Genomic DNA, 26,837 nt, shown 5'->3' on the forward strand with positions numbered 1-26,837 from the left:
GAGCCGCCACAGAATGATCCGCAACCAGATATGTTGTGCCGCGGTGATATTCAACTCGGTTCGGCGTCACCGGTTTCCAGGAGTCGTTTGAACCCGTCTTCATCGAGGACAGGCACACCGAGTTGCTCGGCCTTGTCGGCCTTGCTCCCGGGTGAATCCCCCACCACCACATAGTCGGTCTTCTTCGACACCGACCCCGACGCCTTCCCGCCGCGGACCAGGATGGCCTCCTTGGCACCGTCGCGGGAGAAGTCCTGCAGCGATCCGGTGACGACGATGGTCTTGCCCTCGAGTGTGCGGGTGATCGACTCATCGCGCTCGTCTTCCATGGACACGCCTGCGGCACGCCACTTGTCGACGATCTCGCGATGCCAGTCGACGCCGAACCAGTCACGGATGCTGGTGGCGAGGGTGGCCCCGAGCCCCTCGACCTCGGCGAGTTGTTCGGCGGTGGCGTCCTCGATGGCCTGTAACGAACCGAATTCGGTGGCCAGCGCCCGTGCGGCGGTCGGTCCGACGTGGCGGATCGACAGTCCGACCAGAACCCGCCACAGCGCAACGTGTTTGGCGTTGTCAAGGTTGGCCAGCAGTCGTTTTCCGTTGGCCGACAACACACCGTTCTTGGTGGTGAACAGGGTGGTCTTGGTCAGGTCGTCGGCGGTCAGCGAGAATAGATCGCCCTCGTTCTTCAGGACCCCGGCCGACAGCAGCGCCGTCGCCGCCTCATATCCGAGTGCCTCGATGTCGAAGGATCCCCGCCCGGCCAGATGGAACAGCCGCTCCCGCAACTGTGCCGGGCAGCTCTCGGCGTTGGGGCATCGGATGTCGACGTCGCTGTCCTTCTCCGGACGTAGCGGCGCACCGCATTCCGGGCATCGATCCGGCATCACGAACGCGCGCTCGGTGCCCTCGCGGAGGTCGACGACGGGGCCGAGGACCTCGGGGATGACGTCGCCGGCCTTGCGGATGGTCACCGTGTCACCGATGAGCACGCCCTTGCGTTTGACCTCCGACTCGTTGTGCAGGGTCGCGCGCGCCACCGTGGAGCCGGCCACCAGCACCGGTTGGAGTACGGCGAACGGGGTGACGCGTCCGGTCCGTCCCACGCCCACTTCGATTCCCAGGAGTTTGGTGGTCACCTCTTCGGGCGGGTACTTGTAGGCGATCGCCCAGCGTGGCGCCCGCGACGTCGCCCCCAGCCTGCGCTGCAGACCGAAATCGTCCACTTTGACGACGATCCCGTCGATCTCGTGCTCGACGTCGTGACGATGCTCGCCCCAGTAATCAATCTTGTCCAGGATCGCCTGTGCACCGGTGAGTTTGGTGGTGTGCGAGGAGACGGGCAGGCCCCAGGCACCCAACGCCAGATACGCGTGGTGCAGCGAATCGGGCCGCCATCCTTCGATGTGACCCACGCCGTGGCAGATCATCCGCAGCCGGCGGCGAGCGGTGATCTGCGGATTCTTCTGCCGCAGCGAACCCGCCGCAGAGTTACGGGGATTGGCGAACGGGGGTTTGCCGTCGGCGACCAACGACGCGTTGAGGGCCTCGAAGTCCTCCACCCGGAAGAACACCTCTCCGCGTACCTCGAGGACGTCGGGGATGGGGTACTCCGGTGTCGACGTCAGCCGCGCGGGGATGTCCTCGATGGTGCGGGCGTTGAGGGTGACGTCCTCACCGGTGCGGCCGTCACCACGGGTGACCGCGTGGTCGAGGACGCCATTCCGATACACCAGGGCCAGCGCGACGCCGTCGATCTTGAGTTCACACAGGTACTCGACGCCGGCGCCGACCTCGTCCTCGACGCGTGAGACCCACGTCCGCATCTCGTCGGCGTCGAAGACGTTGTCCAACGACAGCATTCGTTCGAGGTGATCGACCGGGGTGAACGCGGTGGAGAATCCGCCGCCGACGAGCTTCGTCGGCGAGTCCGCGGTCGCCAGCTCCGGGTGCGCGTCCTCGAGTTCTTGCAGTTGGCGGAGGAGCCGATCGAACTCCCCGTCGGAGATGACGGGGGCGTCCTTCACGTAGTACCGGAACTGATGCTCGCGGATCTCTTCGGCGAGCGTCGACCATTGCTCCCGGATGCCGGGATCGATCGGGGTCTGCTCCTCATCTGCCACGTCATGAGGGTATCGGAGCCCCCCGACAGACCTCGTCGACCTCCGGCCGCCCGCCACTCAGCCGGGATCAGTGCACCGCTCGGCGTCCCATCAGCGCAACATACCCCGCGATCAGCGCCGCGGCGACAGCGATTCCCACGATGAACGGGATGACCTTCCAGCCGCCGTTGTCGTTGCTGTATCCGAAGAGCGAATAGCAGATCCAGGACCCGATCAGTGATCCGGCGATTCCCAGGACGATGGTCATGATCACGCCGATCGCCTGCTTGCCCGGCATCACCAGTCGCGCCAGTGCTCCGATGATTGCGCCCACCACGATGGCGCTGATGATGGTCATGAACATGGCCGCCTCCTTCGTTTGTCCTACTCGATGGCGGACCACGCTCGCTGCTCGACGTGATCTGTTCGAAGCCTACGTCCGCGTGTCGGCTGTGGCGAGGACCTCGGGAATCCGAGACCGCACTGCAATGTCGCCCGAGTCGCGTACGGTACGGCGCAAGAGGTTCCGGACCACGCAGGGAGAGGACACCCATGCCGCATCCGATCATGTTCGACGACGCCGATCCGCACCTGATCCGGGTCCGCGAGATCGCGCTCGCCCTCCCGGACACCACCGAGGTTGTCGCACACGGCCGCCCGACGTTCCGGTGCGGAAAGATGTTCGGCAACTACGGTGGCGGTGAGAAGGGTGGGCCTCGGCATGATCAGTCGTTGCTGTTCATCCCGGAACCCGCCGAGCGGGAGGCGCTGAGCGCCGATCCGAGGTTCTTCCTGCCCGCATATCTGGGCCCCTACGGGTGGCTCGGGATCCTGCTCGACGACGATGCCGACTGGACCGAGGTCGCCGAACTCCTCGACGCGAGCTACCGACAGGTCGCCCCGAAACGTTCGGTCGCCAAGCTGGACGGCTGACCCTCCACCGCGTCCGATCAACGACCGTAGGTGCACGCGCAACTCCCACATACCCACCACGCATTCCGTGCAGGTGGGAGTAGAACGCGCATCTACCGTGGTCGACGGGGCTACAAGGCGTCCGGGTCGGTGGCCAGCAACTCCCCCACCTGGGCGCAGATACCGAGGGCCGTCGTCGCCCACTGTGGGGAAGCGCCCGCCAAACCGCAGGTGGGTGTGACGATCACCTTCTCCGACAGCACTTTTCGATTCAATCCGATGCGGTCGAGCACCGCCGCCAGCGATGTGGCCACCGTCTCGGCACGCACACCCGGCCGTTCCCGTTCTGCCGGAACCACGCCGGCGACGAGCACGTCTCCCCGGTCGAGGAGCGCGCCGATGCCGTCGAGTGTCTCCGCGTCGAGCGCCGCCGCACCGATGGTCGTGGCGGTGGCCGCGCTGACGTCGACGCTGTGGGCCACCCCCGGGACCCGGGCGATCAGATCCCAGCGCGGCGCACCGCAATTGTGGATGATGATCGGCGCGTCGATACCTTCGGCCAGCGATGCCAACGCGTTCGCGACGTCGGCGATCGGCAGCGGCGGGATGACGTCGAGCCGGGTCAGCGGTGGCACCGTGCCGTCGAGGACCGCACCGATCATCGGTTCGTCGATCTGCACGGTCACCTCCGCACCCAACCGGCGTCGGACCTCGGCGATGTGCGTTCCGACGCCTTCGACGGCCGAGTCGGTGAGATCACGCAGCGCCCCCGGATCGCGAATCGCCCTGTGCCCGTTGGTCAATTCGATCGAGGATGCCAGGGTGAACGGTCCCGCCGCCTGTACCTTGACGGCACGGCCGGTACCGATGAAGCCCGCGGTATCCCAGATCTCCTCCACCGCATCGAGATCGGCGCTGAGGAAGCCGCGGGCGCGACGCACCACCGACGATCCCCGGGTGCCCAGCCGGTAGCCCCAGGTCGATGCGTCGATGGGCATGTCCACCAGGATCGCGGACATCCGCCCGATCATGTCGGCGCCGATGCCGCGCGCGGGAAGCTCGGCGAGATGGGCGAGGTCGAGTTCACCGTTGATCACGGCCGCGGCCTGTTTCGGGTCGGTGCCGGGCATGGAACCGACGCCGGTTCCCACGCCGGTGGGCGGCTGGCTCATCGGCCGGTGCTCACCGTGCCGATACCGCGTGGGTGTCGGCGGGTCTCGTCGACGAGGTCACGCTGATGCGTCCCGAGCCGACCACGAGGTCACCGCGCTGCGCGTCGGGCAAGTACAGCACCGCAGCCTGTCCGCGGGCGACGCCGGTCAGGGGTTCGGCCAGCGAGATCTCGATGCCGGGTCCGCCGGCGTCGTCGATCGGGGTCGCGAGCGCCGGTGCCATCCCGCCGTGCGCACGCACCTGGACGATGCACTCGACCGGCCCGTCGGGAGCCTGTCCGGAGGTCCAGACCGCACGCGATGCCCGGATCGTCCACACCTGCAGGTGCTCCTCGGATCCGACTCGGACAGTTCCCGATTCCGGATCGATGTCGGTGACGTACCGTGGCCGCCCGTCCGCGGCGGGCGCCTCGATACCGAGGCCCTTGCGCTGCCCGATCGTGAAACCGTGCACGCCCTCATGGTCGGCGAGCCGTTCACCGGTGTCTGCGTCGACGACGGCGCCGGGACGAATACCGATCCGCGCACCGAGGAACGCCCGGGTGTCGCCGGTCGGGATGAAGCAGATGTCGTGCGAGTCCGGCTTGTTCGCCACCGACAGTCCGCGACGTGCCGCCTCCGCACGGATCTCGGGCTTCGGGGTGTCGCCGATCGGGAACATCGCGCGATCGAGCTGCTCGCGGGTGAGTACGGCCAGCACATAGGACTGGTCCTTGTCGGCATCGACCGCCCGACGCAGTTCCCCGTCGGTCAGCTGTGCGTAGTGACCGGTGGCCAGCGCATCGAATCCCAACGCGATCGCCTTCTCGGCCAGGGCCGCGAACTTGATCTTCTCATTGCAGGTCAGGCACGGATTCGGGGTCTGACCGGCGGCGTAGGCCTCGACGAACTCGTCGATCACATCGTCCTTGAACCGATCGGCGAAATCCCACACGTAGAACGGGATGCCCAGCACGTCGGCGGCCCGCCGCGCATCGTCGGCGTCCTCACGGGAACAGCATCCTCGCGAGCCGGTACGCAACGCACCCGGCGCGGTGGACAGGGCCAGGTGCACTCCCACGACGTCGTGACCGGCCTCGACCGCACGGGCCGCGGCAACCGCCGAATCGACGCCACCACTCATCGCCGCCAGTACACGCATCAGCGTGCCTTCCCACTCGGGGAGGCGACCAGCCCGGCGACGCGGGCTCGTTCGACGACCTCACCGATCACCTCGGCGACGGTCTCGATGTCGGCGCGGGTGGTGGTCGGTGCCAGGGAGAAGCGCAGCGATCCGCGGGCACTGGCCATGTCGATGCCCATGCCCAGGAGCACGTGACTGGCCTGCGCGACACCGGCGGTGCACGCCGAGCCGGTCGAGCATTCGACACCGTTGGCGTCGAGGAGCATCAGCAACGAATCGCCCTCGCAGCCCTCGAAGGAGATGTGGACGTTTCCGGGTAGCCGTCGCTCATCCATCGGTCCGTTCGCGCTGCTGCCCGGAACGTCGAGCAGAATCGCGAACAACTCGTCACGCAGCGCAGCGACCTGCCGCATCGAGTCGGCCAGTTCCTCGGTGGCCAGCCGCAGTGCGGTCGCCATTCCGACGGCTGCCGCCACCGGTTGAGTACCCGACCGCACATCCCGCTCGTGTCCACCGCCGTGCAGCGACGGCACACACGCGACGTCGCGGCCGAGCAGGAGGGCACCCACACCTTGCGGTCCGCCGAACTTGTGGGCGGCGATGCTGACCGCCGAGAGTCCACTCGCCGCGAAGTCGACCGGGATATGCCCGACGGCCTGGACGGCGTCGGAGTGCATGGGCACGCCGAACTCCGCGGCGATCGCGGCCAGCTCGGTGATGGGTTCGACGGTGCCGACCTCGTTGTTGGCCCACATCACCGAGACCAGCGCGGTCTGCGCGCCGTGCTCGGCGAGTTCGGCGCGCAGATCGGCCGGTGAGACGAATCCCTGGGTGTCGACGGGCAGGATCACCAGTTCGGCGCCCTGCGCCTGAAGCCACTCGGCGGCGTCGAGGACGGCGTGATGCTCGATCGCGGAGATCACCACCCGCCGGCGGCGGTCGTCGGCCTGCCGTCGGGCCCAGTAGATCCCCTTGATGGCGAGGTTGTCGGCCTCGGTGCCGCCGCTGGTGATGATCACCTCGGACGGCCGGGCGCCGACGGCGGCGGCGATGGTCTCGCGGGCCTCCTCGAGGAGACGACGCGCCCAGCGGCCCGACCCGTGCAACGACGACGCGTTGCCGGGCTGGGCGTGGACGGCATTCATCGCCTCGATCGCCTCCGGACGCATCGCGGTCGATGCGGCGTGGTCGAGGTAGACGGGCACTCGGCTGGGGAAAGACATGTCGATGCCAAGGATAAACGCGTGACCGGCAGCGACAAATTCCTGACGCCGCCACATCGGCGTGGTGCCTCGGTCACCGGACCACCTGGCCGACGTGGAGCACCCCGCGTGGATCGTGCTGCGCGGCCAGCGCCGACAGCCAGGCGGCGGTGTCCTCGTCGTAGCAGCGGCGGATGTACGCCGGATCGGTGGTGGTCGCAAAGTTGGGCATCTCACCACCGTGCGCCCAGGGTCGTAGCGCATCGACGGTCTGCATTCCGGCGGCGGTGACCAGATCGGCGATCGGTGGGACGAGGACGCCGATCGTGTGCAGGGTGTAGGCGGCGTCGCGGTGGCAGAAGGCACTGGGAACCGCGGGCCGGTCGGCGAGCGCACCACCGAGCAGCCGTAGTTCGACGATGGTCAGCGGCGAGCCCGATTCCGGTCCCGCGACCCGCAGCAGTTCGGTGGCCGCGTCGTCGGTGAATTCGCGCAGCAGGGTCCCGCATTCGGCAGCCGGCATCGGCGCCGTGGGGTCGGCGTGGATGGCCCCGATCTGCGCGTAGGGCATGACGCCGACGGCGTCGAGGAGCACGGTGCCGAGGGTTCGCAGCGGAGCGATCAGGTCGGGGCCGTGGGCGAGGTCGCCCACCACGGCGACGCGGACCGCGACGCTGAGGCGGCCGGCCAGCATCGGCGGGACGTCGGGCATCTCGGGCAGTCGGAGCAGCGCGAGCGAGGTGCTCACCTCCCGGGGCAGCGCCTGCGCCCAGTTGCGCCAGCCGCGGAGCACGGCCTCGGCATCGGTCCCGTCGAAGTACAGTGCGCCACCGTAGATCTCGGCGATGGGCGGGAGTTCGATGACCACCTCGGTGATGATGCCGAGGGTGGACTTGCCGCCGCGGAGTCCCCAGAACAGCTCAGGGTTGATCTCGGGTGTGGCCTGTTTGACGGCACCGGTGCCGGTGACCACAGTGAAGGACCGCACGTGATCCGCGGACATGCCGACGGTCCGGACCAGCGGCCCGATGCCGCCGCCGGTCAAGAGGCCGACCACGCCGACGCTCGGCGAGGAGCCGCACAGCGGCGCCAGGCCGTGCGGTGCGGCGGCGTCGATCACCGTCTGCCACCGCACCCCGGCGCCGACGCGCGCGGTCCGTGTCTGCGGGTCGATGACGCAGTCGTCGAGCGCGGCGGTGCGCACCACGATCGTCCCGTCACCGACGGGAGTGGCGCCGTGACCGGTGGCGTGGACCGCAACCGTCATCCCGTGGGCGGAGGCGAATCCGATCACCGCGGCGACGTCGGCCGCGTCGGCGACGTCGACGACCGCCCAGGGATTCTGGGCGACGGCGACGTTGAAGGTCACCGACGGGTATCCGGGGTCTCCAGGGCGGTGGACGGCGCCGCGCACCGCGGCCTGCAGCGCGGTGACGTCCGCGGTGATCGGGTCGGCGGCTACGGGGCGAGTCGCCTCGGGGATCGATGACATGCGTTCTCCTGTGTGACTGTGATCCAGCGGTGCTGGCTGATCGATGCCCTCAGAGAATGCGGCGGGCCGGTTGCGCCATTCTTGGAACGTCCTTGGAGCAGAACCGTCAGCGGATCGCGGCGGTGGAATCCGGTGTCCCACCCGACTCGACCGGCTCGGCGAGCAACGCGCCCGCGGTCGCCGCAACCTGCGTCATACCCAGGGAGCGGGACCGGAACTCGATCTCGGCCAGGATCTCCGACCGTTCCGTCGACGGTGGCTGCAACTGCGCGGCGAGCAGCCGGCATCGCAGAGTCGAGGGCACCCCACGTCCCTGTCGGGCGATCTGGTGCGCGGTGACCAGGGCGTCGTAACCACGTTTCTCGTCGCCGACGAGGTAGTGCAACTCAGCGAGGGCCAGGGCAACCGGCCCCACGCATCCCACGTGCCCCAAGGTCGCGACGCAGTCCTGGTACGGGGTCAGGTAGTCGATGAATGCCGGCGCGAACTCCGACAGTTCGAGTTCGGCCACCACGTGCGCCAGGAGGACGCCGTGGCACAGCGACGTCCAGACCATGGGCCTGTCGTCGTCGACCCACATGGTGATCATCGTGCGGGCCAGACTGCGGTCGCCCTCCGCTCCGGCGATCCGGGCGATCCCCGCGGCGAGCAGGACCGCGACCTGGTTGTCGCTGGCCCCCTCACTGACCCGACGAGCCCAGTCCAGCGGCTGCAGCCCTTCGGTGTCGACGACCTCGTCGAGCATGCCGCGTTCGCAGGCCAGGGCCATCATGGCCATCCAATTGCTGCCGGCGACATACAGTTCGGTCTGCTCGTGCACCGCGACGGCGGTTTCGTAGTGGCTGCGGGCCAGCGAGAAATCACCGTGCCACGCGGCCAGCGACATCTCCATCCACCGCAACTGCGCCCGCACGATCGGCAATCGGAGCCGCTCGCTGCCCGCGATGCCACGGCGCACGAGCGCCTCGGTCGTGTCGATGTCGCCCAGCGTCATGGTCGCCATCGTCAACGCGGCGTCGACGATGACCTCGTCGACGCCGGCTTCGGGGTAGGTGAGCCCGCGCAGGGTCTCCGCCCAATTCAGGGATACGGCAGCGTATTCGGCCACGCCGGCGTAGGTGATCAGGCGGGCCAGTGTGACGTCGGCCAATACGTCCTCACCGAGATGTGCGGCGAGATCATCTGCCGCGGCGAGGAGTTCGGCGGGGACGCCTGGATCGTGGTGATAGCAGTGACCGATCGCCGAGGCCGCCAGCACCCGGGCGAGGCTTGCCGGTTCGGTCCCGACGGCGGTCGCGGCCGCGCTCAACGCGGCGAGGAGGCTCTCGTTCTCGTCTGTCGGGCCCATCCATGGCCACGACCCACCGGCCCGGATCAGGCTGCTCGCCAAACGTCCCACGGTGGACAGTGCGCCGGACCGAATCGATTGGTACAGGCGGGTTTCTGCCGTGTCGAGAACCATCTGGAGTTGCCCGGCGCGGGCTCGGGCGGCCAGTAGCGCGATCAGCAGGTCATCGCGTGCGGTGGTATCGCCGCCGGGCACGGCCACCGATTCGTGGGTGCGCAGCGCCGCATCGAGCCAGAATGCCGCGGTCTGCGAATCCCATTGTGCGGTGGCCTCGTCCGCGGCCGCGCGGCAGGCCGCCACCACCTCGGCCGCGTCGGCGACCGGACGCGCCTCCAGCAGGTGCGCCGCCCGGCGCGGCGCAGCGTCCACCCCACCGGTGGCGGCGAGGACCTCGGCGAAGCGCAGGTGGATGCGACAGCGGCGCAGCGGGCGGATCGTCGACGCCGCCTCGTCGCGGAGCAGGGCGTGAGCGAATCGTGTCCGCCCGCCGGTTGCCGTGGTGACCAGGATGCGTTCGTCGACCGCTTCGTCGAGGCAGTCGGCGATCTCGGCGACGTCCCGGTCCATTGCCATGGCCAGCAGGGTCACGTCGATCTCCTCGCCGAGGACCGCGGCATATCCGACCACTTCCAGGACCGCGGGGTCCAAGGAGAGCAACCGTCGGTCGAGCACCGACCGCACCGCCGCCGGGACCATCTCGCGACGCCGCTCTGCGGGTGGCAGCCGTGCGAATTCCGAAACGAACAGCGGGTTTCCGCCGGTACGCCGGGTGAGGGTCTCGATGTCGGTCGGGCCGAGCGTCTCATCGGCGACAACGCGGACGAGTTCGGCGACCTCGGCGCGCGCGAGTTGCGGCACCGCGATCAGGGTGCCGCCGGCCCGGGAGAACGCGGTGCGCAGTCGCTCGGTGTCGTCGCCGCCCTCGCCGTCGCGGGCGGTGGCGATGACACGCAGCGGCGCGGTGTGCATCACGGTCGTCAGGTAGGCCAGCAGGCGCAGGGTCATCGCATCGGCCCAGTGCACGTCGTCGACGATCACCGTCAACGATTGCGGCGCCATCGATTCCAGCATCGTCTGGACGTGTTCGTACACCGCGAAGCGGGCGGTGTCTGCGTCGACGCCGGCGGGCACGGTGAGCACATCTTCCGGCGGCACGTTGAGCGCCCGGCACAGTTGCCGCAACGGCCACCAGGCCGGAACGCCCTCCGCGTCGGGACAGCGCACCCACACCACGATGTCGCCGAGCGCCTGCGCGTGTCGGGCCGCCTCCTCGGCGAGGCGGGTTTTGCCGATTCCGGCCGGTCCGCTGAGCATCAGCCATCTGGTGGTCGCAGGGCCGTCGAAAAGTGCTGCGATGCGCTCGGTTTGAGCTGCGCGGCCCACGAGGGGCACGTCGTCGGCCACGTCGTCGGCGGAGGGGGCTGCCGCCGCCACCGGCTGCTCGGCCTCGGTCGGCATGGCCACCTCGGTGGCGCCCGACCAGTGCGGCGCACGTGGCCAGGCCGCGATGACCGGATCGTGCCGGAGGACCGCGCCCTGTAGTTCGATGAGTTCGCCGCTGGGTGCCAGGCCCAGTTCCTCGTCGAGGGTCGCCGCGTGCCTGCGGTAGACCTCGAGCGCCTCGGTGGATCGCCCAGCGCGATAGAGGGCCACCATGTGCAGCCATACTCCCCTGTCGCGCAACGGGTCCCGGGCTCGGAGGGCGACGATCCCGGCAAGTGCGCCGCCGGTGTCACCGGCGGCCAGCAGTGCGGTGATGTGGGTGTCCTCGACGGCCATGCGTGCCTCGGCGAGTGCGGCCGCCTCGGCCACGATCCACCCCGCATCGGTCCCCTCGTCGCCCAGCAGCTCGCCGCGCCACAGGGAGCGCGCCGCGTGCGCGTCGGCGAGGGCGTCGGCCCACCGGGCCTCGTCCCGCGCCGCCCGGGCGCCTGCGACGAGGTCGCCGAAGGTCACCAGATCCAGCCGGTCGGCACCGAGGTCGAGTCGGTAGCCTGCGGCGACCCGCTGGATCGGGGACGTCTCACCCCGATCGCCGCGCAGTGCGCGCCGCAGATTCGAGATGTAGGCCTGCAGACTCGTGGTGGCCGCGGAGGGCGGTTCGTCACCCCAGACGGTGTCGATCAGACGATCGCTGGAGACGACTCCGCCGCGTGCCAGGAGCAGCGCCGCGAGCACCGTCCGCTGTTTCGGTGAGCCCAATTCGACGGGGACGCCGTCGCGTCGTACCTCGAGCGGCCCCAGCACCAAGTACTCCAGCATGCCGGATTCCTCGCTTGCATCGATCGTCCGATCCAGATGTCGCCTATATCCGAGGATTCTAGGCGGTAACGCGTGGTCGCGGCGACCGACCGGGCGAGTTCGTCGGTTGTCTATTCCGGCGGGGATCATGGGTTCACCGGCATCGGGGCGACGCCCCTCGTGCCGTCGCCGGTCGCGTCATGCTGCGCCGACGGGGCGTCACCGGTGGTGGCCCGGGCACCGCGCATGGTGAGCGCGGCGATCACCGCACCGCCGATCGCGACGGCGGCGCTGATCCACAATGCGGTGTCGAGTGCGGCCACGAAGTCCGCGGGCGACCCGCCGCTCAGGACCGACTGCACCGGGAACACGGCCCCGAGTGCCGCCACCCCGAGCGCGATGCCGGACTGCCGGAACACGTCGTTGATTCCGGTGGCCAGACCGGCGTCGTCGAGACCGCTCTCGGCGAGCACGATTCCGCTCATCACCGGATTGAAGACGCCGGCGCCGACGCAGGCGAGCACGAAGCCGCCCATCAGGTCCCAGCCACTGCTGTCCAGACCGCCGATGGTCATCCAGGCGAGGCCGCCACCCACCGCGAGCAGTCCGCCGGCGATCAGCCGCCACGGCGCGACCCGCCCCAGGATGCGGTCGGTCAGCCCTGCAACGATCAGCATCACCATGGTTCCGGGGAGGTAGACCAGGCCGGCATCGATGGGCGAGAGTCCCACGACTCCCTGGAGGAAGATCGTGACGTAGATGAACACCGCGAACATCGATGCGGAGATCGCGAAGGTCGCCACCTGCGCCCCGGCGAAACCCGGGTTGGCGAACAAGGACAGCGGCATCATCGGTTGTGCCACGCGACCTTCGACGATCACGAAGACCACGATGGCGGCGGCGGCCAGACCGAGGGCGGTCAGGGTCACCGGATCGGTCCATCCGCGGGCGTTGGCCTCGATCAGCCCGTAGGCGAGCGCGGCCAGGGCGACGATCACCGTCACCCCACCGGCCTTGTCACCGCGTCGCGGTGTCTCGCTGCGGGACTCGTCGACCAGGCGGGTGCATCCGATCATCACCACCCCGACCGGGATGTTGATCAGGAAGATCGCACGCCAGTCGAGGGTTTCGGTGAGCACACCGCCGAGGAGGGGGCCCACGGCGAACGACGCACCGATCGTGGCCCCGTAGGCGGCGAGCGCCTTGCTGCGGGCGGTCGGTCCGGGGAAGGCGGGTGCCAGCAATGCCAGCGACGTGGCGAACAGCAATGCCGCACCCACACCCTGGACGACACGAGAGATGTTGAGCAGCAGCATGTCCGGGGCCAGCGCGCACGACGCCGACGCCGTGGTGAACACCACCGCGCCGATCCGGAAGACTCGGCGACGGCCGATCCGGTCCGCCCACGCACCCGCCGACAACACGATGGTGGCCAGGGCCAGTGTGTAGCCGTCGATGACCCATTTCAGGGCGGCGAAATCGGCGTCGAACTCCCGGGCGATGGCCGGTAAGGCGGTGTTGACCACGGCGATGTCGAGCATGAGCATCGCGGTGGCCGCACAAGAGACCCCGAGGGTGATCCGCGCGACGAGGCGGGAACGGGTCGGTGGTGTGGTGGTCGCGGGCGGTGGAGTGGGCACAGGGCTTCCTTCGTCGGGCCGGTATGTCGGCCACCACCGTCACCCGATGATCTTGGAACCCTCTTGTCGACTGCTTGGCCGATCTCTTCGCACGGCTTGGACGAGCACCCTCTCGCGGCCGTCCGGCCGGGCGGCGCGACCCCCTGCGGTCAGTCCCGGTCGAGGTAGAAGTACAGGTGGCGGCCGTCGATGACGCCGCCTTTTCCGTTCATGATGCCCATCAGGGTGGTGTCGTCGACGCGCTTGAAGTGATCGATCACCGGCTGCCCGTCGTAGACCATCGACGCGGTGACCTCACCGCGGAATTCGATCATCCACAGACTGGCCTCTCCCTTGCCCAGCTTGGTGTTGGAGAACAGTTCCCCGTTCTCGTCACGGCACACCAGCGGCTGGACGTCATTGCGGGAGATGAAGGTCTTGCCGTACCAGCCGACCTTGGGCAGCAACCCGTTGGTCTGGTGGCCCGTCGTGAACTCGCCGCCCTTCCACCGGCCGAGCATCTCCTCGGGACGCAGGGTCGGCAGCGCCGCCCAGATCTCGTCGAGTTCGGCGTCGTCGACGGTGCCGTCGACGGCACGCAGGTCGGCGAAGCGGGCGCGTGCCTGGTCGGCGGTGAGCTTCGTCGGTGGTGTGGGGGTGGCGGTGTCGGACATGTGGCGGTCCCTTCCGGCGCGTGAGACAACATCGGCGTCGCGTCCATCACAGACGCGTGCAGCATCATATATGTTGTCAGATCCTCGGCGCAGTGGCGCTCGGAACCCAGGGCTCCGGGGCCGATCGGATCAGCATCTCGCATCGCGCGGCGAGCGCGCGTCGATCACCGCGCGGCAGTTGGGGTTCGTGCAGGCTGACGTGCACCGTGAGGTCGCGCAGCGCCAGCACCCGACGCAACGTGTCGGCGGGCCCGTCATCGCCGATGAAACCCGGCGCGGTGCACCGTCCGCCGCGTGCGCTGAAGGCGATCCCGACCGGGAGGACCGGGACGCCGGCATCGAGTGCGGATTGGAAGAAGGCCGGCCGGAAGCTGCCCTGCGCGTGTCCGCACCACGTGGTGCCCTCCGGAAACACCGCCACCGAGGAGTCCGCACACAGTCCGGCGGTCGCCTCGCCGATGACCGTGGGCAGGGTGCGCAGCGACGAGCGGTCGATGCAGATGACCCCGAATCGCCTGGCCAGCACCGAGATTCCCGGCATTTGGGCGACGTCGGATTTGGCCACGAAGTGCGCGGGCTGCACCACCGCGATCGCGAGGATGTCGAGGTAGGAGATGTGGTTGGCGACCACGAGACCGCGGGCGCGGGAACCGAAGGGGCGGTGATCGTCGAGGAGGATGCGGATGCCGATGGCATGCAGCACCGCCTGCGCGGAGCGACGGAGGTACGCGCGTCGCACCAGTCGTGGCATGGGTGCGACGAGGGCCCCGAGGAATGCGATCACGGTGAGGACCATCGTCAGCCGGATCAACCGGGCCGCCACGATCACTCGTCCCGCCCGCAGCGCCGGGGCGTCGAGGCACTCGGCACCGCAGGGGCTCGTCGGGTACCACGAGTGGTGATCGTGCCGGCAGACCTTGCCGTGGGGTTGCCGGGTGAGACGATCCGGTGCGGCTTCGACGGCCGGGAGCACCGCGGTCATCGGTCACCGCCGAGGCGAGCCACCGAGTCACGGAGCCGGTCGAGATAACGGGAGTTGGCTGTGCGGGTGTCGAGCACCGTGAGGAAATCACCGACGTCGAAGGCCGGGTCGACGGCCGGCTCACCGCCGATCTTCGCGCCGAGTCGCAGGTAGGCGCGCATCAATGGCGGCATCGTCACCGAGGCGGGGGGCTCGATCTCGTAGAGCAGCACGCCGTCGATGCGGGCCCGCACATGGGGGTACGCCTGCCAATCGGCCCGATGGCGCTGCGCCAAGACATCCCGGACGCCACGCAGCAGCGAACCACGGGCCGCCAGGTGACCGGAACTGCGGGTTGCGTTGTCGCCCAGCGGAACCGACACCGAACCCATGACGTAGCGGTAGCCGGTCTCGTCGAGGTGACGGAAGAGGGCCGCCCACAGCAGTGCAGTCACCGAGCCGTGACGATGGCCGTCGAGCACACACGCCCGGCCCATCTCGACGGTGGCCGGGGCGATCTCGTCGAGTTCGGACAGGTCGAATTCGCCCGAGCTGTACCACCCGCCGGCGGCGATGGCCCGCGGCGGCGGCAGCAGACGCGCGCACCCGATGAGGCCGTGATCGTCGTGCCAGGCAAGCAGGTGCTCGCAATGGGCGTCGAAATGGTCTGCGTCCCTGCCCGACTCGTGATCACCGATCGTGTCGGCGAATCCGGGTTCGGCAGCGAAGACGGTGTAGCGCAGTCGCTGGGCGGCGACGACGGCAGACGGATCGTCGGTCAGGATGACCCGTAGCGGGCCCGCATCGACGAGGGTGCGGAATCGGCCGGTGAAGACGGTGACCGGGGCTGATGTCATACCCCAGATGAAAGCGAGGTGACACATCTCGACGGCGACGGTGGCGCGTCGTGTCGGTGCTGGGCGGGTGAACACGTCGGCGGCCCAACCGACCGTCGCATGAACCGCCCCTGAAATCGCGGTGACCCCCGACCACGGGGGTCGGGGGTCACCGGAAGACCGGTGTCACCGAGGTGACACGGACGTCACTTGCGCTTCTTGACCTCGTCGGTCAGCTGCGGGGCGACGTTGAACAGGTCGCCGACGACGCCGAAGTCGGAGATCTCGAAGATCGGAGCCTCCTCGTCCTTGTTGACGGCGACGATGGTCTTGGAGGTCTGCATGCCGGCGCGGTGCTGGATGGCACCGGAGATGCCGAGCGCCACGTACAGCTGCGGCGACACGGTCTTGCCGGTCTGACCGACCTGGAACTGACCCGGGTAGTAGCCGGAGTCGACGGCGGCGCGGGAGGCACCGACGGCGGCACCGAGCGAATCGGCCAGTTCCTCGACGACCGAGAACTTCTCGGCCGAACCGACACCGCGGCCACCGGAGACCACGATCGAGGCCTCGGTGAGCTCGGGACGGTCGCCGCCGACGTTCGGCTCGACCTTGGTGATCTTCACGCCACCGTCCTGGTCCGGGACGGCGACGTCGACGCGCTCGCCGGCACCGGCCTGCGGGGCGGCCTCGACACCACCGGGACGGACCGAGAAGACCGGGACGTCGCCCTTGGCCTGGGCCTCGACGGTGAACGCGCCACCGAAGATCGAGTGGATCCCGATGCCACCCTCCTTGACGTCGATGACGTCGGCGAGCACACCCGAACCGAGGCGCACGGCGAGGCGCCCGGCGATCTCTTTGCCGTCGGCGGTGGCCGCGACCAGGACGCCGGCCGGGGCCGCATCCTCGGCGATCGACGACAGCACGTCGACCTGCGGGCTGATCAGATAGCCTGCGGCGTCATCGGATTCGGCGACGTAGATCTTCTCGGCGCCGGCTTCCTTGAGGCCGTCGATGATGGGATCGGCCGACCCGGGCTTGCCGACGACGACCGCCGACGGGGTGCCCAGTGCGCGTGCGGCGGTGATGAGTTCGCTGGTCACCTTCTTCAGGGCGCCCTCGGCGTCCTGCTCGACCAGAACCAGAACTTCTGCCATTTCCTTCTCCTGAATGTGTGTGGGGCCCTGCGTCATTCGCGGGGAATGCGCGGGCGCGGTGATAGGGTTCCGGCTGGGGCCTAGATGATCTTCTGGCCGACCAGGTACTCGGCGACCTTCACGCCACCATCACCCTCATCGGTGACACGCTCACCGGCGGTCTTCGGCGGCTTCGGGGTGGAGCTGGTAACGGTGGATCCGGCGTTCTCCAGGCCCACATCCGACGGTTCGACGTCGATCTCGGCCAGGGTGAGGACGGCGACTTCCTTCTTCTTGGCGGCCATGATGCCCTTGAAGGACGGGAAGCGCGGCTCGTTGATCTTCTCGTTGACGCTGACGATGGCCGGCAGGTCCGCGGTGATGGTGTAGATGCCGTCGTCGGTCTCACGCTCACCAGTGAGGGTCTCGCCCTCCAGGGTCAGCTTGCGCAGGTGCGTCAGGTGCGGCAGCTCGAGGTACTCGGCGATCATCGCGGGGATGGCACCGACACGACCGTCGGTGGCCTCGTTGCCGGCGATGACCAGCTCGACACCCTCGACCGTGCCCAGCGCGCGGGCCAGGACGTACGCGGTCTGCACCGCGTCGGAGCCGTGCAGCTGGTCGTCCTTGATGTGGATGGCCTTGTCGGCTCCCATCGACAGTGCCTTGCGGATGGCCTCGGTGGCACGCTCGGGGCCGGCCGTCAGCACGGTCACCTCGCCACCGTTGGCCTCCTTGATCTGCAGCGCTTCCTCGACGGCACGCTCGTTGATCTCGTCGAGAACGGCGTCGGCGGCCTCACGGTCCAGGGTGAAGTCGTCGTCGGAGAGCTTGCGCTCGGACCAGGTGTCCGGAACCTGCTTGATCAGAACGACAATGTTTGTCATGGGTCTACGTCGACCTCCTGCGTCGGGTTCGGCAACTTACCGGCGGGTAAGGCCATCGGTCTCCCCACTTTAACCCGTCCTATTATCGGGCTGGACATCGACTACCTCACAAAACGGAGGGGAGACTAGTGTCGTGGGGATGACCGACGTACACCGGACACACGTGCCCGGCGCGCCGCAGGCACTGACGACCGACCAGCACCTCGCCCTCACCGGCGAACGCACCGTTCCCGGCATTCCCGCCGAGAACTACTGGTTCCGCCGCCATGAGATCGCCTACACCCACATCACCGGGCGCTGCGCGGGCCTGCGTGTTCTCGAAGCCGGGTCCGGTGAGGGCTACGGGGCCGCAATGCTCGCCGCCGCCGGTGCCTCGGTGACGTGCGTGGATTACGACGACGCGGCGGTCGCGCACACGCGGGTGCGCTACCCCGAGGTCGAGATCGTCCAAGGGAATCTGATCGCTCTCCCGCTGCCGGATTCCTCGGTGGACGTGGTGGTGAACTTCCAGGTCATCGAGCATCTGTGGGATCAACCGGCGTTCATCGCCGAATGCCTGCGGGTGCTGCGTCCCGGCGGCGAACTGCTGATCTCGACCCCCAATCGCATCACCTTCTCCCCCGACCGCGACACCCCACTCAACCCGTTCCACACCCGCGAGCTCGATGCCGCGGAGCTGACCGAACTCCTCGTCGACGGCGGGTTCACCGTGTCGGCCATGCTCGGAGTGCATCACGGCGCGGCGCTGGCGCGCCTGGACGAGAAGTGGGGTGGGTCGTTGATCGACGCGCAGATCGAACGCGCCCTCGCCGGTCAACCGTGGCCGGACGAGCTGGTGGACGATGTGGCCGCCGTCGCGGCCACCGACTTCGACATCCGCGACGACGCCGACATCGACGCCTGTCTGGACCTTCTCGCGATCGCGGTGCGACCCTGAATCCCCACATCACCGACGCGACGCCGGTACCGGGACAGTTCACGCTGGTTCTGCATTCGCATCTGCCGTGGCTGGCCCACCACGGCCGGTGGCCGGTAGGCGAGGAATGGCTCTATCAGTCGTGGGCGGGTTCGTATCTGCCGGTATTCGACATGCTGCGCCGCCTCGCCGACGACGGATTGCGGGACGTCATGTCGTTGGGCATCACACCCGTACTGGCCGCACAACTCGACGATTCGCACTGCTGCGCGTCGATGTACGAATGGCTCGCGGACTGGCAACTGCGCGCATGCGAGGCCGCGGTGTCGCGGGAGGACGCCCGCCGCGAATTGGGGACGCGTGAGTACCGTTCGGCGGCGGCCGCATTGGGCGACTTCGAGCAACATTGGCGCCACGGGAGCTCGCCCATGCTGCGCCGGATCGCCGACAGCGGGGTCGTCGAGATCCTCGGCGGTCCCCTCGCCCACCCCTTCACGCCCTTGCTCGATCCGCGGCTGCGCCGGTTCTCGCTGTCGGAGGGTTTGGCCGACGCCCATGCACGGTGGGGGCGACAACCACGCGGGATCTGGGCACCCGAGTGCGCCTTCGCGCCCGGTATGGAAGCCGAGTATGCGGCGGCAGGAGTCGGTCACTTCATGGTCGATGGTCCGACTTTGCACGGCGACACCGCGCTGGCCCGGCCGGTCGGTGACACCGATGTGCTGGCGTTCGGTCGGGACCTGCAGGTCAGCTATCGCGTGTGGTCACCGCGGTCGGGCTATCCGGGTCACGGCGCCTACCGCGACTTCCACACCTACGACCACGGCACCGGACTGAAACCGGCCCGGGTCACCGGTAAGAAGGTCCCCGGTCACGCCAAGAAGCCTTATGACCCGCAGCGCGCGGATGCGGTGATCGATCGCCACGTCGACGACTTCATCGCCCACATCCGCCGGCGCCTGATCGACGAGTCCGCCCGGATCGGTCGGCCCGCCCTGGTGGTGGCCGCCTTCGACACCGAGTTGTTCGGCCATTGGTGGCATGAGGGACCGATCTGGTTGGAGCGGGTGCTGCGTCGACTTCCCGAGGCGGGCGTGCGGGTGGGGACGCTCGCCGGTGCCGCGGCCGACGGTTTCGTCGGCGAACCGGTGGATCTGCCCGCGTCGTCGTGGGGGTCGGGAAAGGACTGGCGGGTGTGGGAGGGACCGCAGGTCTCGCATCTGGTCCAGCTCAATGCCGAGGTCACCGAGACCGCCCTGGCCGCCCTTGACAAGCTCGTCGTACCGGGTGCCGGACGCAATCGGGTCGCCGACCAGATCGTGCGCGAGACCCTGCTGACGGTGTCATCGGACTGGCCGTTCATGGTGTCCAAGGACACCGCCGCCCACTATGCCGTCACGCGTGCGCATACCCACGCCCACGCCACCCGCGAAATCGTCGATGCCGCACTGAGCGGACGTGACCGCGAGGCACAACGGTTGAGCCACAACTGGTTTCGAGCAGACAACCTCTTCGCCGACCTGGATGCCCGCCGGGTCCCCCCGGCGATGGCCGCAGGCCGCGCGGAGTCGATCTGATGCGCATTCTGCTCGTCTCCTGGGAGTACCCACCCGTGGTGGTTGGAGGTCTCGGGCGTCACGTGCACCATCTGGCCACCGAACTCGCCTATCTCGGACACGATGTGGTGGTGCTGACGCGCCGCCCGCCGGGCACCGATGCGCTGACGCATCCGACGACCGACACCGTCGTCGACGGGGTGCGGGTGATCGCCGTCGCCGAAGACCCGTTGGAGTTCGAGTTCGGCACGGACATGATGGCGTGGACCCTCGCGATGGGGCATGCCTTCATCCGGGCCGGTCTCACGATCCTCGGCGGCCACCACCCGACGCACGGCGGTTGGTCACCGGAGGTGGTGCACGCCCACGACTGGATCGTCGCGCACCCGGCGATCGCGTTGGCCGAGATCTTCGACGTCCCACTCGTGTCGACCATTCACGCCACCGAGGCCGGGAGGCACAGCGGTTGGGTGAGCGGCCGGATCAATCGGCAGGTGCATTCGGTGGAGTGGTGGCTCGCCGAGGAGTCCGACGCCCTGATCACCTGCTCGGTGTCGATGTGCGACGAGGTGTCGCGACTGTTCGATCCGGTCGCCGACATCACGGTGATCCACAACGGGATCGACATCACCGCATGGCCTTTCACCCCGCGGCCGACTCCGTCGGGACCGGCCGAGCTGCTGTTCGCCGGGCGCCTGGAGTATGAGAAGGGCCTGCAGGATCTGCTGGCCGCGCTCCCCCGCATCCGTCGGACACATCCGGGAACGACGCTGACCGTGGCCGGGACCGGAACGCAGCGCGACTGGTTGGTCGAGCAGGCGCGGCGGTACCGGGTGTCGCGCGCGGTGAGCTTCATCGGCGCCGTCGACCATCACGGTCTCGTCGATCTGATGCACCGGTGCACCGCGATCGTGTTGCCGAGCCGCTATGAACCCTTCGGCATCGTCGCCCTCGAGGCCGCCGCGACGGGCATCCCGCTGGTGGTGTCTCGAGCCGGCGGACTCGGTGAGGCGGTGCAGGATTCGGCGACGGGGCTGAGTTTCGCACCCGCCGACGTGGCGGGCCTGACGGCGGCCGTGCGGGCCACGCTGTCGGACCCGGCCGAGGCCGCCACCCGAGCCCGCAATGCGCGGGCCCGTCTTGGCACGGACTTCTCCTGGACCGAGGTCGCAACCCGCACCCTGGCGGTCTATGCAGCCGCGAAACGGCGAGTTCGTACCCCGGTCGGCCGTCGGCCGATCGCCGAACGCCCACTGCCCGAACGTGATCCGAACAACCTCTGACCCGCGGCGATCAACCTTGCCGAAACCCGTTGTCCCGCAGGCCGAGGAACGAGGGGCCTTGGCTTGAGCTCCGCCGAAACGACGATCCTCGAGACCACGCAACGTGGACCTGGGAACTGGTTGCAGCGCAGCATCACCCGACGGTAGTGGACTACCGCGGATAGGTGGTGATGGTTTCCCCGGTGACAGGGTCGCGCCAGATGACCGCCCGATCGGCGAGCATGGTGGGGATCAACAACCCCATATGTTTGCGTTGGTGGTCCGGCGTGCACAGCGGCATCAGGTTGAACTCCACCGTCCAGCCACCGGTGATCGGATCCTGGTGCACGAACTTCACCACGTGATCGATCTGGCAGTCACTGGCCGGCCGCCCGCACTGCGGATACCGGCAGGTGCCATCCAACTCGATGATCTTCTCCCGCAACCACGCCGGAACCCGATACGTCAACGCACCCGGTGGTGGGAGGAGATATCCGCCGTGCCCGGACGGGTCAATCGGTGGCGCGGGGAACGGATCGTCGAGACGACGCCACGCCGCCGGTATCCGATCCAACGAGGTGGCGGTGCTGATCGTGGGTATGTCCAGGGTGGGACACTCGCTGACGGTGACCAACTGTCCCGAATTGATCAGCGTTCGGGCGTGAGCTTCGTCAATCACGCCGAAGTATTCCAGCCGGGCTTACCGCTGCCCGGACGGGTCGGTGATCAACGACAGCGACAACTGCGAATCACTGACGGTATCGGGTTCGGAGTCGGTGTCGGTGTTGGTGCCCGTGTCGATGTTGGGTTGCGCCTCGACGGTATTTGTTGCCGCACAATCAGCGTCGTCACAATCAGCGTTGTCGGTGACCGTCTCGGGATCGACGGCCACGTCGGCCGCGACGTCAGCGTCCGACTGGGGATCGACGGTCGTCTCGGGTTCGGTGATCTCGTCAGCCTCACCACGCTCGGCTTCGACATCGTCAGACAGATCAGCCGCGTTGCCGTCGACATCGATGTCGAGGTCGGTCAGGCCACTGGGTTCTTCCGGCAACGGGATCGCCCGCGAGCAGTCACCTCGACCGCATTCACACGACAGGTACGCGCCGGGTAGGCCTTGGATTTCGGCGAACGCCGCGACCTGCACCTCGCCCCGACGACGCCGATCACGCGGGCAGATCCGCTCACGGACCATCTGTGCGATCCGCGCCGCCAGATGCGCACCCACCTCCCCCGGTGCGTACACCGAGATGCTGCAGTGCCCGTTGGTGTCCCGACGGACCCGCACATTCTGATCGCGTGCGGCAGCTTCCTCACGACGGTCGGCGGCACCGTCGGGATCCAGCGCGATCACCATCTCGGCGACCTGATCCCGCAACGTCGTATCCGCCTGATTACGTCCAGCGAGTTGCAGTGCACGGGTTTCGGCGAACGCGCGCACATCCTCATCGGACAGCACGACGATCTCGCCGGCGATGATCCGGATACGCTCCAACGACTGATCACCAGCCAAGAACGCCGCAGTCACCGTCGGGAGCGTCGACAGCAAGAAACTCAACGTCATCCACGACGTCGCTTGCGGCACCGACACACCCAACGCGGTCGACACCCTGCCGGTCGCAGCCTTGTCGACGCCACCGGTGGTGTGCACATTGGTCACGTGACCCGACAGCAGCATCTCGTCGTACACGGCATGCCCGATCCGCGCTGCCGACAACACCTTCCGGGCGATCACCTGTCGTTCCTGGCGTTGCAGGGATCGGGCCAGAGCGGTGGCCGCCTCGACAGGGAGGTGATCGATCATGGCCGCATCGTCGGCGGTCATCGACAACTCCGGCGCGGTAGTCGCGCGAATTGTGGTGTCGGCCACGATGTTCACCCCCTCTGCTCGGTCGCTCCAACTGAACTGACGCAAGTGTAGCGAGGGGGTACGACAAAACTGATCGGTGCGGAATCTGCTGGGTACGAGAACTATCCGCGTCCTCAACGTTGGGTTCGGTTGGCGGCAGGCTGGTTTCACTGTCGGGTTGCGGAGGTGGCCTCGACCTCGACAAGCTCGGCCTGCCGGACACGCCACAGGCGGGTCGCCCACCAACGAGAGGCTTTGGCTCGGCTCAGCCAAGGGAGGGTGGGGCCGGTCAGCCCTCGCCGCGCGCCGCTTGTGCCTTCTTACGTTCGATGTCGGCGAGAGCGCGTTCGAGTTCGGCACGTTCCGCGGCGTTGGCGGCCCAGGCGTCCTTGCGATTCTTGACGACGCGGGCCGGTGCACCGACGGCTATCGAGTAGTCCGGGATGACGCCCTTGACCACCGCGTGGGAGCCGAGGACGCAGCCGCGGCCGACGATGGTGTTGCGCAGCACCGTCACCTTGGCGGCGACCCAGGTGTCGGGGCCGATGCGCACCGGCCCCTTGACGATGCCCTGATCCTTGATGGGCAGCGTGATGTCGTCCATGCGGTGGTCGAAGTCGCAGATGTAGCACCAGTCGGCGATCAGCGTCGAGCCACCGATCTCCAGGTCGAGGTAGGAGTTGACGACGTTGTTGCAGCCGAAGACCGTCTTGTCGCCGATGCGCAGGCTGCCCTCGTGGCAGCGGATGGAGTTGCCGTCGCCGATGTGGACCCAACGGCCGATCTCCATCCGGCTCATCTCCGGGGTGGCGTGGATTTCCACATTGCGGCCGAGGAACAGCATTCCGCGCAGCACGATGTGCGGATTGGCCATCCGGAACTTCGCGAGTCGGTAGTAACGGACCAGATACCAGGGCGTATAGGCCCGATTGCGGAGCACCCAGCGCAACGAGTCGATCGTCAGGAAGCGCACCTGCTCGGGGCCCCGACGACGCCCGGCCCGGAACCGCGACCGGTAGCTGGCGTTCCACATCGTGGTCATGACAGGCAACCCTAGGCCATCGCATGTGGACCGGATTCGCCAGATATCGCCTCCGGAGGCCGTGTCCGGGGCGTCGCGGCACCGGTCGCCGACGCCCCACAGGATAGGCTCTAGCGTTGGCGTCGCCGGTGATGACTCCGGCGAGCAGAGGTGAAGGAGCTTCGATGGCGGTTGCCCGACGTCCGCGAGGTATGCGGCGCATGCCGGCAACTGTCGTCGTGGTGTTCGCGGCGGTGGTCGCCCTGGCGCTGTCGTCATGCTCCGACGGCCACATCGACGTCCGGTCGGTCGCGGGGATCGGGTGGTCCAGCTACGGCGGCAACGCTGCGAACTCCAACTTCGCCTACCCCAGCGTCCCCGACGATCTGGCGTTGAGCTGGACCCGCCCGACCGGTGGCACGGTGACCTCGCCGGTGACCATCTCGGCGACCGGCAACGTCGGGGTGACGTCGAATTCGACCGGATGCAACCTGCTGGTGCTCGATCAGCGCTCGGGACGCAAGAACTTCTGCAAGAAGATGCGTGAGGGTGTCTCGGGCAACGCCATGCTCACCGATCAGTACGACCAGCCCTACATCGGGGAACAGACCACCTTCCTGGCATTCAACGCCGGTGGTGCGATCCGGTGGCGGATGCCGGTGATCGGGGTGCCGTTGTCGGCGAAGTTCGCCGACCCCGGCATCGCCCTGATGGTGACGACACAGGGCCAGATCCTGCTCATCGACACCCAGACGGCGCAGTTCGCCGCGCCTGAGGTACGGCTGCGTCCCGAGGCCGATCCGGCCGACCCGCTGTACGGATACGGCGACTGCGTCACCAACGGTCCGCGGTGCACGGTTCCCGCTCCCCCGGCGGTCGACATGGCTCATCAGCGCTTCTTCCTGAATGTCTGGCCCACCGGCGCGATCGCCAGCGAAATCCGTGGGTTCTCCTACGCCGAGGTCGACGGCAAGCGGACGATCTCGGAGATGTGGAAGGCGCAGGTGCCCGGCGGGGTGATCGGGCCGGCCACGTTGTCGGCCGACGGCTCCACCGTCTACACCTTCAGCCGCCTCGGCCAAATCGTGGCCCTCGACGCCGCGACCGGCACCACCCGCTGGACCTACGACAACGGCGGCTACGGGTTCGCGACGATGACGGTGTCCCCGGATGGGTTGATCATCCCGACCGGTGTCATCGGCGCCCCCTTGACGCTGCTGCGCGACCGCGGCGACAGGGCCGAAAAGGTCTGGCAGCGCAACGATCTGGCGACGGTGAGTCTCTCGGCGCTGACCAACTCAGGGACCGCGTGGACCGTCGTGCGCGATCCCGGCAAGGACACGCTGTCGCTGACCGAGGTGTCCACCGCCGACGGCAGCACCACGCGCAGGCTGACCTTGCCCAATTCGGCCGGCTTCACCACCGGTATCGCGGTGTCGGCGTCCGGGCAGATCGCCACCGCCACCAATCTCGGCGAGGTGTACTTCTTCGACTCGAAGAGCAACATCCCCGGCTGAGCGGAAGGTTCACGCACCGCGGAACGTGCGCCGGTAGGCGATCGGGGCCATGCCGAGTTCCTTGCGGAGGTGGTGACGAAGGTTGTCGGCGGAGCCGATACCGGTCTGTTCGGCGATGACATCGACGGGCAGGTCTGTGGTCTCGAGCAGTTCCCGGGCGAGGTCGAGCCGCCGGTCGCGCAGCCACGCGCCCGGCGCGGTACCCGTCTCGTCGCGGAACCGCCGGATGAAGGTCCGCGTACTCATCTGCGCGTGTGCGGCCATCCGGTTGACGGTGACGGGTTCGGCCAGATGCGTGAGTGCCCACTCCCGCGCCACCGCCGTTCCCGGACCGTCCTGGACCGGTACGTGCCGTTCGATGAACTGCGCCTGGCCACCCTCACGCCAGGGCGGGACCACACAGTGCCGGGCAACGCGGTTGGCGACGGCGGCCCCGTGATCGCGCCGAATGATGTGCAGGCACAGGTCGATTCCGGCGGCGAGACCCGCCGAGCTCAGCACCGCACCCTCATCGACGAACAGCACCGATTCATCGAGGTCGACCTCGGGGTAGAGGCGCCGGAAGTCGTCGGCGTACTGCCAGTGCGTGGTCGCCCGCCTTCCGTCGAAGACGCCTGCCGCGGCGAGAACGAAGGCACCGGTACAGATCGACACCAGTCGGGCGTCGGGCTTGCGCGCGTCGAGTGCTCGCGCCACGTCGGGATCGAGGACGCCGTCACAACGACTCGACGCCAGGCGCGTACCGGGCACGACGATGGTGTCGGCCGTGGCGAGCGCCTCGGGTCCCGCCGCGGCGAGGATCCCGTAGCCGGTGGTGGTGTCGAGAGGTCCGGGCGACAGCGACACGGTCGTGACCGAATACAGCGGGCTGCCGTCGTCGGCGCACGCCTGGCCGAACAGCAGCGACGGCATCGTCGCGTCGAAACCTACGACCGGCGGCAGCAGCAGGACCGCCACCGCATGCGGAGTCGCGACAGACACACACTTGGCATGATCTTCCGACATATT

General features: G+C 68.3%; 22 protein-coding genes. 5 read left to right on the top strand and 17 right to left on the bottom strand.

The annotated features are described in order from the left end of the window. Window positions 1-50: 50 nt before the first annotated feature. Together ligA and ACWDPV_RS11170 are read right to left on the bottom strand one after the other, a co-directional pair. Window positions 51-2,123: an NAD-dependent DNA ligase LigA gene (gene ligA / locus ACWDPV_RS11165; RefSeq protein ID WP_449743021.1), complete on the bottom strand. Its 2,073-nt coding sequence runs from the start codon at window positions 2,121-2,123 to the stop codon at window positions 51-53. A 67-nt stretch (window positions 2,124-2,190) separates the two neighbouring features. Further along, window positions 2,191-2,466, bottom strand: a complete 276-nt coding sequence (locus tag ACWDPV_RS11170) for a GlsB/YeaQ/YmgE family stress response membrane protein (protein WP_348806661.1) — start codon at window positions 2,464-2,466, stop codon at window positions 2,191-2,193. Window positions 2,467-2,654: 188 nt separating this feature from the next. On the opposite strand from ACWDPV_RS11170, the gene ACWDPV_RS11175 reads away from it, so the two are divergent. Next, complete coding sequence (locus tag ACWDPV_RS11175; RefSeq protein WP_449743022.1) at window positions 2,655-3,035, top strand: MmcQ/YjbR family DNA-binding protein; 381 nt, start codon at window positions 2,655-2,657, stop codon at window positions 3,033-3,035. Window positions 3,036-3,145: 110 nt separating this feature from the next. Here ACWDPV_RS11175 and ACWDPV_RS11180 read toward each other — a convergent pair whose 3' ends face one another. The 11 genes from ACWDPV_RS11180 to ACWDPV_RS11230 all read right to left on the bottom strand — a co-directional run bounded on the left by ACWDPV_RS11180 (window position 3,146) and on the right by ACWDPV_RS11230 (window position 17,708). Continuing rightward, window positions 3,146-4,186, bottom strand: coding sequence for a vitamin-B12 independent methionine synthase (locus ACWDPV_RS11180; protein ID WP_449743023.1), 1,041 nt, complete (start codon window positions 4,184-4,186; stop codon window positions 3,146-3,148). A 10-nt stretch (window positions 4,187-4,196) separates the two neighbouring features. Further along, window positions 4,197-5,327: a tRNA 2-thiouridine(34) synthase MnmA gene (gene mnmA / locus ACWDPV_RS11185; RefSeq protein ID WP_449743024.1), complete on the bottom strand. Its 1,131-nt coding sequence runs from the start codon at window positions 5,325-5,327 to the stop codon at window positions 4,197-4,199. Then, window positions 5,327-6,532 carry a cysteine desulfurase family protein gene (locus tag ACWDPV_RS11190; RefSeq protein WP_449743025.1) on the bottom strand — a complete coding sequence of 402 codons (1,206 nt, stop codon included), beginning with the start codon at window positions 6,530-6,532 and terminating at the stop codon, window positions 5,327-5,329. The genes mnmA and ACWDPV_RS11190 overlap by 1 nt, the downstream gene beginning before the upstream one ends. Window positions 6,533-6,605: 73 nt before the next feature. Next, on the bottom strand, window positions 6,606-8,003 hold the full coding sequence (locus tag ACWDPV_RS11195) for an FAD-binding oxidoreductase (RefSeq protein ID WP_449743026.1): 1,398 nt from the start codon (window positions 8,001-8,003) through the stop codon (window positions 6,606-6,608). A gap of 106 nt (window positions 8,004-8,109) precedes the next feature. Continuing rightward, complete coding sequence (locus ACWDPV_RS11200; protein ID WP_449743027.1) at window positions 8,110-11,613, bottom strand: BTAD domain-containing putative transcriptional regulator; 3,504 nt, start codon at window positions 11,611-11,613, stop codon at window positions 8,110-8,112. 125 nt (window positions 11,614-11,738) lie between these two features. Next, entirely contained in the window at window positions 11,739-13,139 is a 1,401-nt protein-coding gene (locus ACWDPV_RS11205; protein WP_449743268.1) for an MFS transporter, read from the bottom strand. 242 nt (window positions 13,140-13,381) lie between these two features. Continuing rightward, on the bottom strand, window positions 13,382-13,885 hold the full coding sequence (locus ACWDPV_RS11210; protein ID WP_449743028.1) for a DUF4334 domain-containing protein: 504 nt from the start codon (window positions 13,883-13,885) through the stop codon (window positions 13,382-13,384). 76 nt (window positions 13,886-13,961) lie between these two features. Continuing rightward, a complete protein-coding gene (locus ACWDPV_RS11215; protein ID WP_449743029.1) occupies window positions 13,962-14,867 on the bottom strand; it encodes a lysophospholipid acyltransferase family protein in 906 nt (301 codons plus the stop codon). Next, window positions 14,864-15,730 (bottom strand): GNAT family N-acetyltransferase, encoded by an 867-nt coding sequence (locus ACWDPV_RS11220; RefSeq protein WP_449743269.1) that lies wholly within the window; start codon window positions 15,728-15,730, stop codon window positions 14,864-14,866. Before ACWDPV_RS11220 ends, ACWDPV_RS11215 begins: the two co-directional genes overlap by 4 nt. 158 nt (window positions 15,731-15,888) lie before the next feature. Further along, the gene (locus tag ACWDPV_RS11225; protein WP_449743030.1) at window positions 15,889-16,842 is read right to left on the bottom strand and encodes an electron transfer flavoprotein subunit alpha/FixB family protein; all 954 of its coding nucleotides are present in this window, start codon (window positions 16,840-16,842) and stop codon (window positions 15,889-15,891) included. Between the two features lie 80 nt (window positions 16,843-16,922). Next, window positions 16,923-17,708: an electron transfer flavoprotein subunit beta/FixA family protein gene (locus tag ACWDPV_RS11230; RefSeq protein WP_449743031.1), complete on the bottom strand. Its 786-nt coding sequence runs from the start codon at window positions 17,706-17,708 to the stop codon at window positions 16,923-16,925. Window positions 17,709-17,847: 139 nt separating this feature from the next. On the opposite strand from ACWDPV_RS11230, the gene ACWDPV_RS11235 reads away from it, so the two are divergent. From ACWDPV_RS11235 to ACWDPV_RS11245, 3 genes are read left to right on the top strand one after another with little or no spacing between them, the layout of a single operon-like run. Next, on the top strand, window positions 17,848-18,645 hold the full coding sequence (locus ACWDPV_RS11235; RefSeq protein ID WP_449743032.1) for a class I SAM-dependent methyltransferase: 798 nt from the start codon (window positions 17,848-17,850) through the stop codon (window positions 18,643-18,645). Between the two features lie 8 nt (window positions 18,646-18,653). Then, window positions 18,654-20,201 (top strand): 1,4-alpha-glucan branching protein domain-containing protein, encoded by a 1,548-nt coding sequence (locus ACWDPV_RS11240; RefSeq protein ID WP_449743270.1) that lies wholly within the window; start codon window positions 18,654-18,656, stop codon window positions 20,199-20,201. Continuing rightward, a complete protein-coding gene (locus tag ACWDPV_RS11245; RefSeq protein ID WP_449743033.1) occupies window positions 20,201-21,463 on the top strand; it encodes a glycosyltransferase family 4 protein in 1,263 nt (420 codons plus the stop codon). The genes ACWDPV_RS11240 and ACWDPV_RS11245 overlap by 1 nt, the downstream gene beginning before the upstream one ends. Window positions 21,464-21,614: 151 nt before the next feature. Here the strand turns inward: ACWDPV_RS11245 and ACWDPV_RS11250 are convergent, their stop codons facing one another. The 3 genes from ACWDPV_RS11250 to ACWDPV_RS11260 form a co-directional block, all read right to left on the bottom strand. Continuing rightward, window positions 21,615-22,121: an HNH endonuclease signature motif containing protein gene (locus ACWDPV_RS11250; protein ID WP_449743034.1), complete on the bottom strand. Its 507-nt coding sequence runs from the start codon at window positions 22,119-22,121 to the stop codon at window positions 21,615-21,617. Window positions 22,122-22,142: 21 nt separating this feature from the next. Beyond that, window positions 22,143-23,312, bottom strand: coding sequence for a hypothetical protein (locus ACWDPV_RS11255; RefSeq protein WP_449743035.1), 1,170 nt, complete (start codon window positions 23,310-23,312; stop codon window positions 22,143-22,145). 268 nt (window positions 23,313-23,580) lie between these two features. Continuing rightward, on the bottom strand, window positions 23,581-24,333 hold the full coding sequence (locus ACWDPV_RS11260) for an acyltransferase (protein WP_449743036.1): 753 nt from the start codon (window positions 24,331-24,333) through the stop codon (window positions 23,581-23,583). A gap of 164 nt (window positions 24,334-24,497) precedes the next feature. Between ACWDPV_RS11260 and ACWDPV_RS11265 the strand changes: the two genes are divergently transcribed. Continuing rightward, window positions 24,498-25,829 (top strand): outer membrane protein assembly factor BamB family protein, encoded by a 1,332-nt coding sequence (locus ACWDPV_RS11265; protein ID WP_449743037.1) that lies wholly within the window; start codon window positions 24,498-24,500, stop codon window positions 25,827-25,829. Between the two features lie 9 nt (window positions 25,830-25,838). On the opposite strand, the gene ACWDPV_RS11270 is transcribed toward ACWDPV_RS11265, so the two are convergent. Further along, the gene (locus ACWDPV_RS11270; RefSeq protein WP_449743038.1) at window positions 25,839-26,834 is read right to left on the bottom strand and encodes a GlxA family transcriptional regulator; all 996 of its coding nucleotides are present in this window, start codon (window positions 26,832-26,834) and stop codon (window positions 25,839-25,841) included. Between the last annotated feature and the right edge of the window lie 3 nt (window positions 26,835-26,837).

The organism is Gordonia sp. NPDC003504, assembly GCF_053587995.1.

Bases quoted from the DNA above. Each gene is read 5' to 3' on its own strand.
- ACWDPV_RS11260 (WP_449743036.1), bottom strand. From the start codon at position 24,333: ATGACCACGATGTGGAACGCCAGCTACCGGTCGCGGTTCCGGGCCGGG.
- mnmA (WP_449743024.1), bottom strand. From the start codon at position 5,327: ATGCGTGTACTGGCGGCGATGAGTGGTGGCGTCGATTCGGCGGTTGCC.
- ACWDPV_RS11230 (WP_449743031.1), bottom strand. From the start codon at position 17,708: ATGACAAACATTGTCGTTCTGATCAAGCAGGTTCCGGACACCTGGTCC.
- ACWDPV_RS11225 (WP_449743030.1), bottom strand. From the start codon at position 16,842: ATGGCAGAAGTTCTGGTTCTGGTCGAGCAGGACGCCGAGGGCGCCCTG.
- ACWDPV_RS11195 (WP_449743026.1), bottom strand. From the start codon at position 8,003: ATGTCATCGATCCCCGAGGCGACTCGCCCCGTAGCCGCCGACCCGATC.
- ACWDPV_RS11200 (WP_449743027.1), bottom strand. From the start codon at position 11,613: ATGCTGGAGTACTTGGTGCTGGGGCCGCTCGAGGTACGACGCGACGGC.
- ACWDPV_RS11205 (WP_449743268.1), bottom strand. From the start codon at position 13,139: ATGCTCATGCTCGACATCGCCGTGGTCAACACCGCCTTACCGGCCATC.
- ACWDPV_RS11210 (WP_449743028.1), bottom strand. From the start codon at position 13,885: ATGTCCGACACCGCCACCCCCACACCACCGACGAAGCTCACCGCCGAC.
- ACWDPV_RS11175 (WP_449743022.1), top strand. From the start codon at position 2,655: ATGCCGCATCCGATCATGTTCGACGACGCCGATCCGCACCTGATCCGG.
- ACWDPV_RS11220 (WP_449743269.1), bottom strand. From the start codon at position 15,730: ATGTGTCACCTCGCTTTCATCTGGGGTATGACATCAGCCCCGGTCACC.
- ACWDPV_RS11235 (WP_449743032.1), top strand. From the start codon at position 17,848: ATGACCGACGTACACCGGACACACGTGCCCGGCGCGCCGCAGGCACTG.
- ACWDPV_RS11170 (WP_348806661.1), bottom strand. From the start codon at position 2,466: ATGTTCATGACCATCATCAGCGCCATCGTGGTGGGCGCAATCATCGGA.
- ACWDPV_RS11245 (WP_449743033.1), top strand. From the start codon at position 20,201: ATGCGCATTCTGCTCGTCTCCTGGGAGTACCCACCCGTGGTGGTTGGA.
- ACWDPV_RS11215 (WP_449743029.1), bottom strand. From the start codon at position 14,867: ATGACCGCGGTGCTCCCGGCCGTCGAAGCCGCACCGGATCGTCTCACC.
- ACWDPV_RS11180 (WP_449743023.1), bottom strand. From the start codon at position 4,186: ATGAGCCAGCCGCCCACCGGCGTGGGAACCGGCGTCGGTTCCATGCCC.
- ACWDPV_RS11190 (WP_449743025.1), bottom strand. From the start codon at position 6,532: ATGTCTTTCCCCAGCCGAGTGCCCGTCTACCTCGACCACGCCGCATCG.
- ACWDPV_RS11270 (WP_449743038.1), bottom strand. From the start codon at position 26,834: ATGTCGGAAGATCATGCCAAGTGTGTGTCTGTCGCGACTCCGCATGCG.
- ACWDPV_RS11265 (WP_449743037.1), top strand. From the start codon at position 24,498: ATGGCGGTTGCCCGACGTCCGCGAGGTATGCGGCGCATGCCGGCAACT.